This window comes from Methylorubrum podarium, assembly GCF_040270385.1.
In the GTDB taxonomy this organism is placed as follows: Bacteria; Pseudomonadota; Alphaproteobacteria; order Rhizobiales; family Beijerinckiaceae; genus Methylobacterium; species Methylobacterium podarium.
On sequence record NZ_JBELQE010000062.1, the window covers coordinates 59575 to 77020 of the forward strand.

At 69.2% G+C, this 17446-nt stretch carries 16 protein-coding genes; 7 read left to right on the top strand and 9 right to left on the bottom strand.

The features are described from left to right. Positions 1-21 precede the first annotated feature (21 nt). From ABS772_RS11135 to ABS772_RS11145, 3 genes are all read left to right on the top strand, one after another. A complete protein-coding gene (locus ABS772_RS11135) occupies positions 22-1560 on the top strand; it encodes a CYTH and CHAD domain-containing protein (RefSeq protein WP_350394506.1) in 1539 nt (512 codons plus the stop codon). A 222-nt stretch (positions 1561-1782) separates the two neighbouring features. Beyond that, positions 1783-2292 (top strand): CYTH domain-containing protein, encoded by a 510-nt coding sequence (locus ABS772_RS11140; RefSeq protein WP_350394508.1) that lies wholly within the window; start codon positions 1783-1785, stop codon positions 2290-2292. Between the two features lie 232 nt (positions 2293-2524). Beyond that, entirely contained in the window at positions 2525-4252 is a 1728-nt protein-coding gene (locus tag ABS772_RS11145) for an adenylate/guanylate cyclase domain-containing protein (protein ID WP_350394510.1), read from the top strand. Positions 4253-4267: 15 nt separating this feature from the next. On the opposite strand, the gene ABS772_RS11150 is transcribed toward ABS772_RS11145, so the two are convergent. Continuing rightward, complete coding sequence (locus ABS772_RS11150; protein WP_350394512.1) at positions 4268-5455, bottom strand: L-dopachrome tautomerase-related protein; 1188 nt, start codon at positions 5453-5455, stop codon at positions 4268-4270. 276 nt (positions 5456-5731) lie between these two features. Here ABS772_RS11150 and ABS772_RS11155 point away from each other — a divergent pair, with 276 nt between their 5' ends. Both ABS772_RS11155 and ABS772_RS11160 read left to right on the top strand, forming a co-directional pair. Continuing rightward, positions 5732-5977 carry a hypothetical protein gene (locus ABS772_RS11155; protein ID WP_350394513.1) on the top strand — a complete coding sequence of 82 codons (246 nt, stop codon included), beginning with the start codon at positions 5732-5734 and terminating at the stop codon, positions 5975-5977. A gap of 348 nt (positions 5978-6325) precedes the next feature. Further along, complete coding sequence (locus ABS772_RS11160) at positions 6326-6802, top strand: DUF892 family protein (RefSeq protein ID WP_350394515.1); 477 nt, start codon at positions 6326-6328, stop codon at positions 6800-6802. A gap of 92 nt (positions 6803-6894) precedes the next feature. Here ABS772_RS11160 and ABS772_RS11165 read toward each other — a convergent pair whose 3' ends face one another. From ABS772_RS11165 to ABS772_RS11200, 8 genes are all read right to left on the bottom strand, one after another. Continuing rightward, positions 6895-9027: a sodium-translocating pyrophosphatase gene (locus ABS772_RS11165; protein WP_350394517.1), complete on the bottom strand. Its 2133-nt coding sequence runs from the start codon at positions 9025-9027 to the stop codon at positions 6895-6897. 322 nt (positions 9028-9349) lie between these two features. Next, a complete protein-coding gene (locus ABS772_RS11170) occupies positions 9350-9892 on the bottom strand; it encodes a hypothetical protein (protein WP_350394518.1) in 543 nt (180 codons plus the stop codon). Continuing rightward, complete coding sequence (locus tag ABS772_RS11175; RefSeq protein WP_350394520.1) at positions 9879-11489, bottom strand: glycosyltransferase family 2 protein; 1611 nt, start codon at positions 11487-11489, stop codon at positions 9879-9881. Before ABS772_RS11175 ends, ABS772_RS11170 begins: the two co-directional genes overlap by 14 nt. A gap of 2 nt (positions 11490-11491) precedes the next feature. Continuing rightward, a complete protein-coding gene (locus tag ABS772_RS11180) occupies positions 11492-11944 on the bottom strand; it encodes a hypothetical protein (RefSeq protein WP_350394522.1) in 453 nt (150 codons plus the stop codon). Positions 11945-12418: 474 nt separating this feature from the next. After that, the gene (locus tag ABS772_RS11185) at positions 12419-12766 is read right to left on the bottom strand and encodes a hypothetical protein (protein WP_238255168.1); all 348 of its coding nucleotides are present in this window, start codon (positions 12764-12766) and stop codon (positions 12419-12421) included. 181 nt (positions 12767-12947) lie between these two features. After that, positions 12948-13163, bottom strand: a complete 216-nt coding sequence (locus tag ABS772_RS11190) for a hypothetical protein (RefSeq protein WP_056196746.1) — start codon at positions 13161-13163, stop codon at positions 12948-12950. Between the two features lie 176 nt (positions 13164-13339). Further along, a complete protein-coding gene (locus ABS772_RS11195; RefSeq protein WP_238255166.1) occupies positions 13340-14560 on the bottom strand; it encodes an LL-diaminopimelate aminotransferase in 1221 nt (406 codons plus the stop codon). A 138-nt stretch (positions 14561-14698) separates the two neighbouring features. Then, a complete protein-coding gene (locus ABS772_RS11200; RefSeq protein ID WP_350394525.1) occupies positions 14699-15061 on the bottom strand; it encodes a hypothetical protein in 363 nt (120 codons plus the stop codon). Positions 15062-15187: 126 nt separating this feature from the next. Between ABS772_RS11200 and ABS772_RS11205 the strand changes: the two genes are divergently transcribed. After that, positions 15188-17005, top strand: coding sequence for a PHA/PHB synthase family protein (locus ABS772_RS11205; protein ID WP_350394527.1), 1818 nt, complete (start codon positions 15188-15190; stop codon positions 17003-17005). Between the two features lie 107 nt (positions 17006-17112). Beyond that, the coding region (locus tag ABS772_RS11210; RefSeq protein ID WP_350394529.1) for a cation:proton antiporter domain-containing protein at positions 17113-17446 on the top strand (334 nt) is incomplete at its 3' end.

The following is a 17446-nucleotide window of genomic DNA, read 5'->3' on the forward strand; positions in this document are numbered from 1 at the left end:
CGAGGAGCAGGACGAAACCGCATGAGCGAACCGCGCGAGATCGAGCTGAAGCTGGAATGCGAGCCGTCCGACCTCACCACCCTGCAGAATCACCCGCTCCTGCGGGAAGCGGCGGCGCAGGACGAAGCGGAACTCGCCTCCGTCTACTTCGACACGCCCGACCGGCAGTTGCTGGCGGCCAAGCTCGGCCTGCGGGTCCGCGAGAGCGGCGGCCGCTTCGTCCAGACCCTCAAGGCCGAGGGTGACGGCCTGTTCGACCGGCCGGAATGGGAGCAGCCGGTCGAGCGCTCGGAGCCCGATCGGGCGGCCCTCGCCGACACGCCGTTCGCGCGGCTCGTCGATGCCGACGCGGCGCTGGAGCCGCTCTTCATCACCCGGGTGACCCGGCGGACCTACCTCGTCGAGCAGGGCGAGTCGCGCATCGAGGTCGCGCTCGATACCGGGCGGATCGAGGCGCCCGCCGCCGGCGACCGCATCCTGCCGCTCTGCGAGGTCGAGCTCGAACTGAAGGACGGGACCGCGAGCGACCTGTTCGCCCTCGCGCAGGCCATCGCGAACCTCGTGCCGGTCCGCCTCGGCGTGCGCAGCAAGGCCGAGCGCGGCTACGCCCTGGCCACGGGCAAGCTCGACCGGGTGCGCAAGGCCGAGCCCGTGCCGCTGCGCGAGGACATGAGCGCGGCCGAGGCGTTCCGCGCCGTCGCCCATGCCTGCCTGCGCCAGATGCGCATCAACGAGGACATCCTGCTCAAGGGCCGCGACGTCGATGCCCTGCACCAGATGCGCGTCTCGATCCGCCGCCTGCGCTCGGCCTTCTCGCTGTTCGGCGACCTCGTGGACGATCCCCTCGGCGTGCGCATCCGGACGGAGCTGAAGGAGGTCACCGAGCCGCTGGGCCGGGCGCGCAACCTCGACGTCTTCCTCGCCACCGTCCTGCCGGCCGAGCGCGAGCGGCACCCGGACGAGACCGGCCTGCTCGGCCTGGAGCGGCAGCTCGAGGAGGAACGCGCGCAAGCCTATCGCGACATCGCCGCGCTCCTCGGCTCGGATGCGTGGCGGATGCTGCTGCTCGACCTCGTCGGCTGGATCAATGCCGGCCCGTGGCTGCGGGACGAGAGCCCCGGCCGCACCTCCCTGCGCGAAGAGCCGGCGCGCGTCTTCGCCGCCCGCGAACTCGACCGGCGGCGGCGGCAGGTGAAGCGACGCGGGCGCGACCTCGACGAGCTCGACCCCGAGGAGCGCCACCGGGTGCGCATCGCCGCCAAGAAGCTGCGCTACGGCGCCGAGTTCTTCGCCGCGCTCTTCCCCGGCAAGAAGGCGAGCAAGCGCCACGCGGCCTTCGGCAAGGCGCTGTCCGACCTTCAGGACCATCTCGGCGCACTCAACGACATCGCCACCGGCGACGAGCTGATGCGGGACATGACCGTCGAATCCGTCGGCGCCTCGACCCTGTTCGTCGCCGGGATGACCGCGGCGGACATCGAGGCGCGCACCCGCACGCTCCTCGAGGCCGCGGCCGAGGCGCACGAGGATCTCGTCGACACCAAGCCGTTCTGGCGCTGAGGCCGCGCCGCGCACGAGCGGAGCCGGGCGCCTCGGAGGGTGGTCCGATGCGAACCCGGCTCCCGTGCCGTTCGACCGTGTCAATCGATCCGTGGAGCTTCCAATCCGCTAAGGTTGGGGCCGTGGCCTGCGCGGGGGCCGATTGTCCGCAACCGAACTCTGCCGTAACCGAGCCGGGTTGAAGGGGCGGGAACGTTTCCGCTGCCAAAGTTTTTCGCGGTAATGCGTTTCGAGGTCGAGCGGAAATTCCTCGTGGCCGATGAGGGCTGGCGGGCGGGTGTCACCAGTCGCCGCCGGCTCACGGACGGGCTGATCGGGCAGTTCGAGACGGGGAACAAGGTGCGTGTGCGGCTCGACGAGGGCCGGGCGTGGCTGACGGTCAAGGGTGAGCGCGTCGGGCTCGGACGGCCGGAATTCGAGTACGAGATCCCGCGGGGCGACGCGGAATCGATGCTGAGCCTCGTCTGCGAAACCTGCTTCATCGAGAAGACGCGCCACTGCGTGCCCTATGCCGGACTGGTCTGGGAGGTCGATGTCTATGGCGGCATCCTGGAGGGCATGATCCTGGCCGAGGTGGAGCTCGACCACGAGGGGCAGGCCTTCGAGCGCCCGGCCTGGCTCGGCCGGGAGGTGACCGGCGACCCCCGCTTCCGCCAGTCGGCGCTGCTGCGTCGCTTCGGCGAGTCGAGGCGCGTCATCACCCTGGAGGAGGTGCTGGCCGCTCCGTCGTGAGAGGCCAACCGTTCAGGCTCAGCGAGCGGGTGCCGCGCGCGGCATAGCCACGGCCTCGGCCACGCCGGGCGTCAGGCCGCCCGTTCCGTCGCCTCGCAGCCATGACGAGGCGAGCCCCCGCGGCGTGACATGGCACGCGCGATTTTTCCGCTCGCCGGAGATGGCTTCGTCGTTGCGGCGCCGCGCGCTATGAAGGCGGTGGAACAGGCCTTGAGACAGGGGAGCGGGGGCGGTGGAGCAGGCGGCGCGTCCGGGCGGTGACCGCCCCTTCCGCCCGCGCTGGCTCGCCCGCCCGACCCTGCGTCAGCTTCGTCTCGGCAGCGGCCTCGTGCTGTTCGCCTACGTGCTCACGCATCTCATCGTTCACGCGCTCGGCAACGTCTCCCTCGACGCGCTGGAAAGCGGGCTCACCGTGAAGGCCGCGCTCTGGCGCACGCCGCCGGCCCTGCTGCTTCTCTACGGTGCGCTTCTCCTGCATCTCGCCCTCGGCCTCCAGGCCTTCTACGAGCGGCGCTTCTACCGGGTGCGGCCGGCCGAGACCGCGCAACTCCTGCTCGGCCTCGCGGTGCCGATGCTGCTCCTCAGCCATGTCGTCGGCACCCGTCTCGCCTGGAGCCTGGAGGGGCTGGATCGCGGCTATCCCCAAGTCCTCTACGCCACCTGGGTCGCCGCGCCGGGCCAGGGCATGATGCAGGCGGCGGGCCTCGTCGTGGCGTGGCTGCACGGCTGCTTCGGCCTGTACTTCTGGCTCCGGCTCAAGCGCGGCTTCCCCCGCGCCGCGCCCTGGCTGCTCGCGGGCGCGGTGCTGGTGCCGGTGCTGGCGCTCCTCGGGATCGTCCAGGGCGGACGCAGCGTGGCGGCTTTGGCCGCCGATCCGGCGTGGCGGGCGCTGGAGCTCGGGCCGAACCAACTCGGCCTTTCGGCCCAGAGCGAGCGGCTCGGCGCGATCCGCCGCGGGCTGTTCTCGGCCTACATGACGGCCCTCGCCCTCGTCCTGCTGGCCCGCGGCGCCCGCACCTTCGCCGAGACGCGGGGCGGCTTCGTGCGCATCGGCTATCCCGACGGGCGCACCGTCCGCGTGCCGCGGGGCAGCAGCGTCCTCGAGGCGAGCCGGCGCGGCCGCATCCCGCATGCGAGCGTCTGCGGCGGGCGGGGCCGCTGCTCGACCTGCCGCATCCGGGTGGTCGATGCGGAGCGCGGTCGCGGCCTGCCGGATCCGGAACGGGCGGAGCGGCTCGTCTTGGACCGGATCGGCGCGAGTCCCGGCATCCGGCTCGCCTGCCAGCTCCGTCCCGACGGCGATCTCACCGTGGCGCCGCTGTTCACGCCGCAGGCCCGCGCCCGATCCGTGCCCGACGCGGAGCGGGCCGCGACCGGCGAGGAGCGCTTCGTCGTCGTGCTGTTCGCGGACCTGCGCGGCTCGACCCGGTTCGCCGAGGAGCACCTGCCCTACGACACCGTCTTCGTCATCGGCCGCTTCCTCGGCGCGGTCGGCCGGGCGGTGCGCGAGTCGGGCGGATCGGTGAACCAGCATCTCGGCGACGGGCTGATGGCGATCTTCGGCCTCGACCGCGACCCGAAACACGCCGCCCGCGACGCCTTGAAGGCGGTCGACGGCATCGCGCGCCACGTGGAGCAGCTCAACCGCATGCTCGCCGCCGACCTCGGCGAGCGCCTGCGCTACGGCGTCGGCCTGCATGCGGGCACGGCCATCGTCGGCGAGCTCGGCGACGAGACCGAATCCCGCTTCACCGTGCTCGGCGACACGGTCAACGTCGCCGCCCGGCTGGAGAGCTTGACCGGACCGATGCGGCAGGTCGCGATCGTCTCGGAGGCCGTCTACGAGGCCGCCGGCCTTCCCCCCGGCGCGCTCCAGGAGCTGACCCTGACGGGGCGGGCCCAGCCGCTCCGGGCGCGCCTGATCGGCACCGACGTGCCGGCCGCGCTTCAGGAGAGCTGATCAGCCGGTTCCCCCTCAGCGTGCCGGTGCGGCTCCGGTCGAGCCCGTGGCGTCGGGCGCGGGCGGCTTGATCGCCCACAATTCCGTCGGCAGGCTGATCGGCGCGCCCGGCTTGTAGTCGGCCGAATCCTGGATGTGCGAGGTGGTGACGTAGATCGTCCCGTCCGGTCCCTCGCCGAAGGTGTCCGGCCAGCGCAGGGACGGATCCTGCACCAGGGTCGTCAACCCGTCCTTGCCGCCGGACAGGTCGCGCACCTTCACCGCATTGTCCTGCGGGGAGGTCACGTACATCCGCCCGTCGCGGCGGGCGATCAGCAGTCCGTCGGCGACGCCGTTCTCGCCGACCTTCGCGACCTTGCCCGCGAGGCTCTTGTCGGTGAGCGTGTCGGGCACCAGAGAGGCGGCGGCCCAGCCGGTGAGCGCGTCGGTCGGCAGGCTGTAGAGCGTCTTGCCCTTGATCGCCTGCCAGTAGAGCGTCTTGCCGTCGTTCGAGAGCGCGATGCCGTCGGCGGCGAATTCCACGCCCCGCCCGTCGGGCCGGCGCAGCGGCTTGCCGTCGTAGCTCACGGTGACCGACTTGTCGGGCATGGTCGAGGGATCGCCCGAGAGGATGCGCTTGGCCGAGCCGCTGTCGAGATCGACGACGATTAGCGCGCCCTCGGCCCCGGAATCGGTGAGGTAGGCCGTCTTCCCGTCCGGCGCGATCCGCACGTCGTTGAGGTAGGAGGCCTGGAGCACCGTGGTGGTGTCGAAGGGGATCGTCTTGATCACCGTGTTGGTCTTCAGGTCGATCCCGACGAGCTTCGGCCCATCCTTGATCACGTGGGCCATCGCGGGGGCCGCGGCATCCACCACCCAGAGCCGGTCCTGCCCGTCGGCGACGACGCTCTGCACGCAGACGAAATGATCCTTCGGCGAGAGTTCGTCGGCCCGCGCGTTGCGCCACGCGTTCCACTGATCGTCGGGGAAGGGGACGGGCTTGCCGTCCTTGAGTTCGGCCACCGAGACCGGCGCGTCCTCGCTCCAGCGCGGGAAGTTGACGAAGATGCGCCCGTCGCGGGCGACGGTGACGCCGGTGACCTGATGCTCGAAACGCGCGACCTTGCTGAGCGCGGCCTTCCCCTCCTGCGCCCGGACGGGGAGGGGGCATGCCACCGTTCCGGCGAGCAGCGCGACGGCGAGGGCGGTCAGGGATCGGGTCATGGTCGGGCAGCCTCGGGCGAGAGGATCGAGCACAAGTCTCCGACGCAACCCCGGCCCTGCCGGCCGGGGTCCCTCACGAAATCGTTGTGCCGCTTATGCCCGGCGGCGCGTACACCCACGCTGCATCGGCGCTGTGCCGCGGTCTGCACCCTAGATCGCCCGCGCGGATACGCTTCGGGCCTGTGGCACGGAGCGAAAATTTGCCTGCGGTTTCGCTGGAACGGTTCAGGTTCGCTCGCCGTTACTCGCGCAGTTTTGACCTTCTCGGAGGATTTTATGCGCAAATCCCTTCTCGCCGCCGCCGCGATCCTGACGCTGGCCGGAGTGTCCGGTGCGAGCGCCCAGACCACCGTGATCGAGCGCGACGCGCCGGACCGGGTCGTCGTCGACCGCCCGGCCACCACCTCCTCGACCACCGTCGAGCGGCGCGAGAGCACCTCGACCGGCTGCGCCACCAAGTCGGTGACCAAGGAAAACGACATGGGCGACCGCAAGACGGTCACCAAGGAGAGCTGCGACTAAGGTTTTCCGCGGTCGCCTATCAGGTCGGGAAAAACCCGCCGCGGACCGTCCGCGGCGGGTTTTTCTTTTTCGCTGCGGGAAAGCGATCCGCGATACGTCGGCATCGCCCGAACGCGTCGGAAAAAGCGAACCTTGTCCAAGTTGGTGACATACGCCGCGCCGACATTTCGAAGGTCATGGCGCCGGCATAGAAACACAACATGAGTTATACTTCAAATATTGCCAACTAAACAAGCAAATCATGTCGTCAATTGTCGCACCGGCCGCACAATCCAATTTTGCGGCGTTCTCCCGAGACTGGCGGTGCGGCACTCTCCCGCCGTCCTATGCTCAACCCGGAGGACGACGATGAACGACGACGCTCTCAAGACGCTCGTGGCCCAGGGCCTCGCCGCCATGAAGAACGGCGGCAAGGTGGCTGCGGCCGCCACCGACGAGATCCGGAACGACGCCCGCCATCCCGACCTCAAAGCCGCCCTGGAGCAGGGCAACACGACCGCGCAGCAATGGGCCCAGCGGATCGACCAAGCGCTTCAGCAGGTCGGCGGCAGCGGCGAGCAGAAGAATCCGGTGCTGGAGGGGCTCTACGAGGTCAGCCGTCAGATCCGGCAGCAGGCGCCCGACGACGCCTCGCGCGATCTCGGCATCATCGCCAATGGCCAACTCGCGCTGCACTACTGGATCGCGGCCTTCGGCACGATCCGCGCCTATGCCGAGCATCTCGGCGAGAGCAAGACGGCGCGGGCCATGCAGACCTCGCTCGACGAGGCCAAGGCCGCCGACGAGCAGCACAACACGATCGCCCGGACGATCATGGGCGCCTGAACCGCGACCCGGAACGGGCGAGGGCCGCTCACGATGAGCGGCCCTCTCTGGTTTCAGGCGCCTCGGATGCGAGGCGCGAAGGCGGCCTGTGATCAGGCGTGCGCCAGCACCGCGAGCAGCAGCAGGGCGATGATGTTGGTGATCTTGATCGCCGGGTTCACGGCGGGGCCCGCCGTGTCCTTGTAGGGATCGCCGACGGTGTCGCCGGTCACCGCCGCCTTGTGGGCGTCCGAGCCCTTGCCGCCGTGATGGCCGTCCTCGATGTACTTCTTGGCGTTGTCCCAGGCGCCGCCGCCCGAGGTCATCGAGATCGCGACGTAGAGACCGGTCAGGATCACGCCGAGCAGCGAGGCGCCGACGGTGGCGAAGGCCTGGCTCTTGCCGGCGATCGGCTGGATCACGAAGAACAGCACGATCGGCGTCAGCACCGGCAGGAGCGAGGGGATGATCATCTCCTTGATCGCCGCGCGGGTCAGCATGTCGACGGCGCGGCCGTAATCGGGCCGGTCGGTGCCCTGCATGATGCCGGGCTTCTCCCGGAACTGGCGCCGCACCTCCTCCACCACCGCGCCCGCGGCGCGGCCCACCGCCGTCATGGCGATGCCCGCGAACAGGAACGGGATCAGGCCGCCGAGCAGGAGGCCGACCACGACGTAGGGGTTGGAGAGCGAGAAATCGACGGAGACGCCCTGGAAGAAGCGGTACTGCGTCGGGCTCGCATTGGCGATGAAGTAGTTCAGGTCCGAGGTGTAGGCGGCGAACAGCACCAGGGCGCCGAGGCCCGCCGAGCCGATGGCGTAGCCCTTGGTCACCGCCTTGGTGGTGTTGCCGACGGCGTCGAGCGCGTCGGTCGCCCTGCGCACGTCGGAGGGCAGGCCCGCCATCTCGGCGATGCCGCCCGCGTTGTCGGTGACGGGGCCGAAGGCGTCCAGGGCGACGATGAAGCCCGCGAGCGCCAGCATGGCGGTCACCGCGATGGCGATGCCGAACAGGCCGCCGAGCGCGTAGGTGGCGATGATGCCGGCCACGATGACGATGGCCGGCAGCGCCGTCGATTCGAGCGAGATCGCCAGGCCCTGGATCACGTTGGTGCCGTGGCCGGTGACGGAGGCGGTGGCGATCGACTTCACCGGCCGGAAGTTCGTGCCGGTGTAGTACTCGGTGATGACGACGATCAGGGCGGTGATGAGGAGGCCGAGCACGGCGCAGCCGAACAGGGCACCCGAGGTGAAGGTGAGGCCGGTATTCGTGGTGAACATGGTCGAGAACCCGCCGAACAGGGCGAAATTCACGCCAGCGATCGCGGCGATCGAGAGCACGCCGGCGGCGATCAGCCCCTTGTAGAGCGCCCCCATGATCGACTGGTTGGCGCCGAGCTTGACCGCGTAGGTGCCGGCGATCGAGGTGATGATGCAGGCCGCGCCGATGGCCAGCGGATAGAGCATCATCGCTTCGAGGACGGCGGCGTTGCCCGCGAAGAAGATCGCGGCCAGCACCATCGTGGCGACCACCGTCACGGCGTAGGTCTCGAACAGGTCCGCGGCCATGCCGGCGCAGTCGCCGACGTTGTCGCCGACGTTGTCGGCGATGGTGGCGGGGTTGCGCGGATCGTCCTCCGGAATGCCGGCCTCAACCTTGCCGACGAGGTCGCCGCCGACGTCGGCGCCCTTGGTGAAGATGCCGCCGCCGAGGCGGGCGAAGATCGAGATCAGCGAGGCGCCGAAGCCGAGGGCGACGAGCGCGTCGATGACCTCGCGGCTACCCGGTGCCAGGCCGGCGCCGCGGGTGAGGAACAGGTAGTAGAGGGCGACGCCCAGCAGCGCGAGGCCCGCCACCAGCATGCCGGTGACCGCACCGGACTTGAAGGCGACCTCCAGGCCGCCGCCGAGCGACTGCGTGGCGGCCTGCGCCGTGCGGACGTTGGCGCGAACCGAGACGTTCATGCCGATGAAGCCGGCCGCGCCCGAGAGCACCGCGCCGATCAGGAAGCCGATGGCGACCTTGATGCCGAGGAAGTAGGCCAGAAGGACGAAGAGAACGAGGCCGACGATGCCGATGGTCGCGTATTGCCGCCTCAGATAGGCCTGCGCGCCCTCGGCGATGGCGCCTGCGATCTCCTGCATGCGCTGCGTGCCCGCATCCCTTCGCATCACGTCACGGATCGTCACAACACCGTAGGCAACGGCGCAGAGCCCGCCCACGATGATCAGCAAAAGTGCGGTCATGCGTGCGTCCTTGGATTTTGATTGTGGTTTGCCGAGCCGGGCCGGGATGGCCAACGGACGTTGCTCGGTTTGAGGCGCCCTCCCTGGAGAAGCTGAACTTGATTGCCAAACTTCGGCGTTCAGCGCAAATGCCTCGTGCCGTTGAGAACCTTTCGAAACGGCCAAGATGCAAGATAATGACAAGTTTCGGCTTGCTGCAGTGCAATCGCTGCATTGCGAGATAAAAATCTGAACGTACTCATATCCTGAGGGGACGGTTGAGGCGCAGGTCATCCTCACCCGTCGTCGACGCCCCGAAGCCGCGGGGCCGATTCCCGAACCGTCAGACCACGGAGGGATTCGCGTTCCCGACCGCTTCGACGGCAGGGACAGCCGATGAGGGGCCTTCCGCTCGGCGGCGCAGGCGCTGATTCTCATCCTCGAGGCGCTCGCGCGCCGCCTCGCTGTCGCGCAGCGCCGACAGGACGTGGTCGTTGAGAACCATCGTCCGTTGCTGGTCGCCGACCGCGATCGCCCGTTCACCGAGAGCGATCGAGAGCCGGACCTCGACGGCGTCCCGCTCGGCGACGAGTTGCTCACGCTCGTGAAGGAGGCGACGCAGGGCTCGCCCGGCCACCCGGTTGCTGGCCTCGAGGATCGCCAAGCGCTGATCGGACACCGCGAGGCGGCGCCGCGTCTCGATCAGCAGCGCCCGGATCGCGTCGTGCTCGGTTTCGGCCTCGGCGAGGCGACGCCGTGTTTCGGTCAGAAACGCTTCGATCGCGTCGTGCTCGGCCGCGGGCACCATCGGGACGCCGGCGGCCTCATCCGTCGGAGCCCCGGTGAGGACAGCACGCAACCGCCGGAACACGTCATGCAGCGGCATCGGAGCCTCCTGCGGCAGCCTGTGCGGTCATCGACGCTCCGTCCTCCGATCCCTCAAGGCGCCGGAGCGACGGCGCGGAGGCGGCGAGCCGCATTTCCAGACGATGCAGCGGCGCAGTGTAGTGGCGGTAGTCCGGCGACGCGCGCAGCCATGCCAGCAGCGGCCCCGCCTCCCGCTCCGCCAGAGGCGCCTCGACGTCGGACAAAGGCTCCTCCAGACCGAGCAATTCGTAGCGGGCCGCGGCTTCGATCCAGCTCGACGCGAGGGGGGCGTCCTCGTGCATGAACAGCAGGCCGGACAGGAACAGGACCCGCTGGATCATCACGGTCGAGACCTCGACCGGGCAACCGCCCAGGATCTCCGGATGGACGCGCCCGCCGAAGGTGCCAATCGCCATCGTCTCGCCGCCGCTGCGATAGGAGCTGTGCGAGAAGACGCAGCCCAGGGCGGACATGCGCGCGACCTGAACCGCGATCTTCTCGGGGGCGAAGAGGTCCGGGCTCGTCACCAGCGCGACGTAGTCGCCGCGAGCCGCCATCAATCCGAGGCGAAGGCGGGCCGGGAGCCGCCGCTCCGGCGTCGGCCGCAGCCGCCTCTTGCAGGTCCCATCCGCGTCGCCCTCCGCGGCGAGTGCTTCGAGGATGGCGGGATCTCCGACCAGGATCACCTCGTCCGGTCGTCGTGTCTGCGCCTCGACGCTGGCCATCGTCCGGCGTGCGGCCTCCACATCCGATCCGACATCGACCACCACCGAGACCGACGTCTCCGCCGCGCTCGTCCGTGCCATCCGATCCGCCCGGTCGGCGACCCGCCGATTCGGGCTGCGATAGCGCAGGAACTCGCCGGTCCGCTTCAGGAAGCGCTCCCGGCTTCCGTCCACGATCGCGGCCTCGAGCACGCTCGTTTCATCGAGCACGTCGTTCCAGAACGCACAATTCTCGGCGAGCGCCTCGCTGCGGTGGGAGCCCTGATCCGGATGGAGCCGCGAGCGCATCAGGCAGCGCGGAACGTGGACGAAGCTGGCCTCGCGCGCGAGCCTCCACCACATCCGATAATCCTGGGTGTAGGGATAGCGCGCGTCGAAGCCGCCGACGCGCCGAAGCAGGTCGCGGGTGGTGAGGAGCGTGCAGCCGTTGATCAGGCCCTCGTAGAAGGCGAGGCGCGGGTTGAGCGAGAGCGCCGAGTGATCGAGCCGCTGCTCGCCCGTGATGCGGCCGGCGGCATCGATCCACGAGAAGTCGGAGAAGAGACAGACGTCGTCCCGGTCGACCGCGTCGAGGATCCGCACCTGGAACTCGGTCTTGCCGGGCTCGAACAGGTCGTCGTGCGACAGCCACGAGAACAGGCGGCCGGATGCGTTGGCGAGCGCCGTGTTGAGCGCGACCGCCACCCCGCCCTGGGGCTGGTGGAGATAGCGGATCCGATCGCCGAACCCGCGCGCGATGGCGCCGGTCTCGCCGTCGTCGTCCGAGCCGTCATCGACGACGATGATCTCCGTCTCCGCGCGCTGCTGCCGGAGAGCGCTCTCGATCGCCTCGCCGAGATAGTTCGCGCCGTTATGGACGGGAATCGCGATGGTGACGCTGCGGTCGCCCAAACCTATCCCTCTGTCGTCGAAGCTTGCGTCGGGATTTGGATCGTGTCCGGCGCCCGGCGCGTCCGCTCGAAGGCACTGGTCAACTCGCCGCCGAGTTCGACGGCTTCGAGGATGAGGGCCGGGACGTCGATCACGGCCCCCTCGTTGAAGCCGAAATCGGTGAAACTCTCATAGGTCGGAATGTGGTACTTCCGCACCGGACCGCGCCCCGTGACGAGAAAGATCATGTGGGAGCCGGCCGGACGGGCGAGGCAGGTGCCGTCGTTCAGTTCCGGGCCCATGGTGATGGACGGGATGTCCTCGCTGAAGATGATGTCCTCGGCGCCCGAGAACAGAGCTTGATAGACGGCCGGACTCGCGACCCTGTGCCGACGGCCGCCGAAGACGAGCCAGACATCGGGACTCTCCGGCTCTGCCAGACGGAGGCCATCCAGATCGTCACGCAGCGTGTACAAGACGCACCTCGCAAGCCTCGCCCGGGCCGGCGCCCGCTGCCGATGAATCAAGGTTGCGTGATAAACGAGGCCTCCCGATGCATCAAGTTTCGGGCGGAGGCTCGAAGGTCTCTCGAAGCGTTGCACTGCGACACATGCGCTGGGATCGAGTAGAATTTTTAGAGCGAAGCGTTGAGGGGCAGATTGACGACCGACCTCTCCGATCAATCAACCCGAGCGACCTGCTTGAAAAACTCCGCCAAGGAGATCCGGGTATAAAATCGTCCGCGCCCGGCGCCGTTGGTCGTCGGCCGTCTCCGGGGGCATGCGCGAGGAGGATGCTCCAGCGCGGCCGACGAAGGGTCTCAGGCCGCAAGCACTCCTGGAAAGGCCGTCGCCGCGTTCAGGGCGGCGCAGGCGTCGTCCGTCGACACGACGCGTCGAATCGGGCGCCTGGCCATTCGGACCGATCGGGCTCGTCTTGGGGTGAACGGCTCAGCGCAGCGGCGGGGACTTGTAGGCGGGGGCCAGGACGTACCCGTCCGAGTCCCGGCGCGGTCCCTGCGGGGTCGCGGTGAGCATGTTGCCGAAATAATCGTTGCCGGTCGGGCCGAAACTGCCGCCGTTCATGACGGTCGGAACCGGCACGGCACCGATGGCGCGCAGATCCTGCCCGTCGGTGCTGATCGGCGGCCCCCGGAAACGGCCGCTCTCGGGATCGACTTCATGCACCACGGGCCCGCGCGCCTCGCCGTAGGGGCGATCCTGCAGGTTCTGGGCGGCGGCGCCTTGGGCGGCGAGCCCGAGAAGAGAGGCGGCAAGGAGGAGGCGGGCACGGGCCACGGGCTTGCTCCGACGTTAGAGGCTTTGAGCCGAGAGGCGTGCCAGCTCGGCGGAAGAACGCATCGACACGCGAATGAGCCGTGACCGCTCGCAGGGCGATCGCACCGGCTCGGGCCGACGTCTCGAGGGCGCGATCAAACCCCGAGACGTGACAAGGAAAGGTTGACGCGGGAGCCCGCCGTCAGCCCTTCGATTGCAGGACGGCGCGCGGTTCGCGCACCATGGGTGTGCAATCCGACTTGTAGGCGTTCAGCGGCAACGGCGTCGAGCTGCAGGAATAGGCTTCTTCCGGCGAGGGGGCGGGCACGGGGTCGCGCGCCACGATCGGGTGGGGGGCGCAGGCTCCGGCGGCGGCGCCGGCGAGCGCCAGGGCGGCGAAGAGCTTCAGGCGGCGCATGCGGGTCCTCGAAACACGTCCGCCCGCCGGGACGGCCCGGCGGCAAAACGGGAGAAGACCCTGCGGACGCGGACGCCCACTGACAAGCTTTCCGCCCCCGATGCGCCGGCGAACAGGGCCGATTGCCCGGCCCTGTCGCCCCGCCGCAACAACCCCCGACGGCGAGCGCGCCGGGCTCAGACCGCCTTCTGCATCGGCACGACGTTGTGCAGCGTGCGGTCGGCACCGTCGAAGAAGCGGCGGACGTTGCGCGCCGCCTGCCGGATGCGCTGCTCGTTCTCGACGAGCGCGATGCGGACGTACTCGTCGCCGTGCTCGCCGAAGCCGATGCCGGGTGCCACCGCGACGTCCGACTTCTCGAGGAGCAGCTTGGAGAATTCCAGGCTGCCGAGCTCCCGGAACTTTTCCGGGATCGGCACCCAGGCGAACATCGAGGCTTCCGGCGTCGGCAGCTTCCAGCCGGCCTTGCCGAAGGATTCGATCAGGGCGTCGCGGCGCTTCTTGTAGGTCGCCCGCATCTCCTTGATGCAGTCGTCCGGCCCGTTGAGCGCGGCGGTGGCCGCCACCTGGATCGGCGTGAAGGCGCCGTAATCGAGGTAGGACTTCACCCGCGTCAGCGCCGCGAGCAGGCGCTCGTTGCCGACGGCGAAGCCCATGCGCCAGCCCGCCATCGAGAAGGTCTTGGACAGCGAGGTGAACTCGACCGTGCAATCCATGGCGCCCGGCACCTGTAGCACGGAGGGCGGCGGGTTGTTGTCGTCGAAATAGACCTCGGCATAGGCGAGATCCGAGAGCAGGATCAGCTCGTGCTTTTTCGCGAAGGCGACGAGGTCGCGGTAGAAGTCGAGGCTCGCCACGTAGGCCGTCGGGTTCGACGGATAGCAGACGACGAGCGCCACCGGCTTCGGGATCGAGTGGACGACCGCCTTCTCCAGCGCCGGGAACATCGCCGGGGTCGGCTCGGCCGGCACGGAGCGGATCACGCCGCCCGCCATCAGGAAGCCGAAGGCGTGGATCGGGTAACTGGGATTGGGGACCAGCACCACGTCGCCCGGCGCCGTGATCGCCTGCGCCATGTTGGCGAAGCCCTCCTTCGAGCCCAGCGTCGCCACGACCTGGGTCTCGGGGTTGAGGCTCACGCCGAAGCGGCGCTGGTAGTAGCCGGCCTGGGCGCGGCGCAGGCCGGCGATGCCCTTGGAGGCGGAGTAGCGATCGGTGCGCGGCTTGCCGGCGGTCTCGACGAGCTTCTCGATGACGTGGCGCGGGGCATCCAGATCCGGGTTGCCCATGCCGAGATCGATGATGTCGGCGCCGCGGGCTCGGGCGGCGGCCTTGATCCGGTTCACCTGCTCGAAGACGTAAGGCGGAAGGCGCTTGATGCGGTGGAAATCGGTCATGGCGTCGTTCTGTCCGGTGTCGCGAACCCTCCCCCCGCAAGGAATCGTCGGCGGTGAGGAGTCGGCCTGTTTACCATCGACGCGTCCGCGCGCCGATACGAAATCGCAATGCCCGGCCCGAAAGGCGAGGCGGAGGGCTCACTGCACCGGATTGGGCGTGAGCCCCTTGGCGGCGTCCTTCGCCGCCCCTTCCGCCGCGCGCCCCTTGGCCTCGTTGCGGTTGCGCGCCCCTTCGAGTTCCGCCTGCAAGGCCGTCTGCCCGGCCGAGTTGCGGGCGCGGAGGTCGCGACGGGGCGCCGACTCGCCCACCGGCATGTAGGTCGCGTCGCCCTTGCGGGACTGCTGCACGAAGTCGGGCGTCTCCACCGGCTTGATGCCGGACCCCGCGCCGACCATGGCCGCCTTCAGCGGATTCACGTCGCCCGAACAGCCGCCGGCCGAGGCCGCGGCAAGGAGCGGCAGGGCCAGGGCGATGGTGCGGACGGCACGGCGCACGATCATGACAACGGTCTGGAAATGGAGCCGGGGGCGGGCGACATCTGCTGGGTGGAGCGTTAATTTGTCGGAAACGAGGCTCGGGCCGTCCGGACGGGCGGGATGCGGGCGGACCCTGGGAGGACGTGTCGCGTGGCCACGGAGCGTACGAGCCCGGCACCGCCGGATTTCGAGACCATCGCGCGCAACGCGAACCAACTCGCGGAGGTGTTCCGGCAGTCGGCGGCCGCCTCCCTCAAACCGTTCGAACAGGCGGGTCAGGGAGCGGGACTTCCGGGGGCGAAGCTCCAGGGCGCCGACGAGATCGACGAGATGACCCGCACGCTCACGCGGGTGGCAGAGACGTGGCTGAAGGACCCCGAGAAGGCGCTCCAAGCCCAGACCAAGCTCGGGCAGTCGTTCGCCACGCTCTGGGCCTCGACCATGAGCCGGATGCAGGGCGCAGCCGCCGCACCGGTGGTCGAGCCCGAAGCCAAGGACAAGCGCTTCGCCCATGCCGACTGGAGCGCCAACCCGGTCTTCGACCTGATCAAGCAGAGCTACCTGATCCTCGGCCGCTGGGCGGAGGAGATGGTCGAGACCGCCGACGGCATCGACGAGCACACCCGCCACAAGGCCGAGTTCTACCTGCGCCAGCTCCTCTCGGCCTACTCGCCCTCGAATTTCGTGATGACGAACCCCGAACTCCTGCGCCAGACGCTGGAGGAGGGCGGGGCCAACCTGATGCGCGGCATGAAGATGCTGCAGGAGGATCTGGAGGCCGGAGGCGGCCAGCTCCGGGTGCGCCAGACGGACCTCAACGCCTTCACCTTCGGCGAGGACGTGGCGGTGACCCCCGGCGAGGTCATCTTCCGCAACGATCTGATGGAGCTGATCCAGTACGCGCCGACGACCGAGACGGTGCTGAAGCGCCCGCTGCTGATCGTCCCGCCCTGGATCAACAAGTTCTACATCCTCGATCTCAACCCGAAGAAGAGCCTCATCGGCTGGATGGTCTCGCAGGGGATCACGGTGTTCGTGATCTCCTGGGTGAACCCGGACGAGCGCCACCGCGACAAGGACTTCGAGTCCTACATGCGCGAGGGCATCGAGACCGCCATCGACATGATCGGGGTCGCCACCGGCGAGAGCGACGTCGCGGCGGCGGGCTACTGCGTCGGCGGCACCCTGCTCGCCGTGACGCTGGCCTACCAGGCGGCCACCGGCAACCGGCGGATCAAGAGCGCGACCTTCCTCACCACGCAGGTCGACTTCACCCATGCGGGCGACCTCAAGGTCTTCGCCGACGAGGGGCAGATCAAGGCGATCGAGGAGCGGATGGCCGAGCGCGGCTACCTGGAGGGCGCGCGGATGGCCAATGCCTTCAACATGCTCCGGCCCAACGACCTGATCTGGTCCTACGTCGTCAACAACTACGTGCGCGGCAAGGCGCCCGCCGCCTTCGACCTGCTCTACTGGAACGCGGACGCCACCCGGATGCCCGCGGCCAACCACTCGTTCTACCTGCGCAACTGCTACCTCAACAATACGCTCTCCAAGGGGCAGATGGTGCTCGGCAACGTGCGCCTCGACCTGAAGAAGGTGAAGGTGCCGGTCTTCAACCTCGCCACCCGCGAGGACCACATCGCCCCGGCGCTCTCGGTCTTCGAGGGATCGGGCAAGTTCGGCGGCAAGGTCGATTACGTGCTGGCGGGCTCCGGCCATATCGCGGGGGTGGTCAACCCGCCCGGTCCCAAGGCCAAGTACGGCTTCCGCACCGGCGGCCCGGCCAAGGGCCGGTTCGAGGACTGGATCGAGAAGTCGACCGAGCATCCCGGCTCGTGGTGGCCCTACTGGTTCCAATGGCTGGAGGAGCAGGCGCCCGAGCGCGTGCCCGCCCGCATCCCCGGAGCGGGTTCGCTCCCCTCCCTCGGCCCGGCACCGGGCACCTATGTGCGCATGAAGGGCTGACGAATAGCGCGGCAACCGTGTCTCCGCCGCGCCGCCGTTGCGGACACGGGACCGTGATTTGCCTTATCTGATCCCGGGGCGGCCCGCCCCGGGAGGATAGAAGCGCGTTGCAGCACGCCACCGAACTCATCTCGATCATCGCGCTCGGACTGGTCTGCGCGTTCATCGGCGGCATGCTGGCTCAGAAGATTCGGCTGCCGCCGCTCGTCGGCTACCTCGTCGCCGGCATCGCCATCGGCCCGTTCACGCCCGGCTTCGTCGGCGATCCGGCGCTGGCGAGCCAGCTCGCCGAACTCGGCGTCATCCTGCTGATGTTCGGCGTCGGCCTGCACTTCTCCATCGGCGACCTGCTCGCGGTGCGCACCATCGCGCTGCCCGGAGCGATCGTGCAGATCGCGGTGGCGACCGCCATGGGCGCGGGGCTGGCCTGGGGCTTCGGCT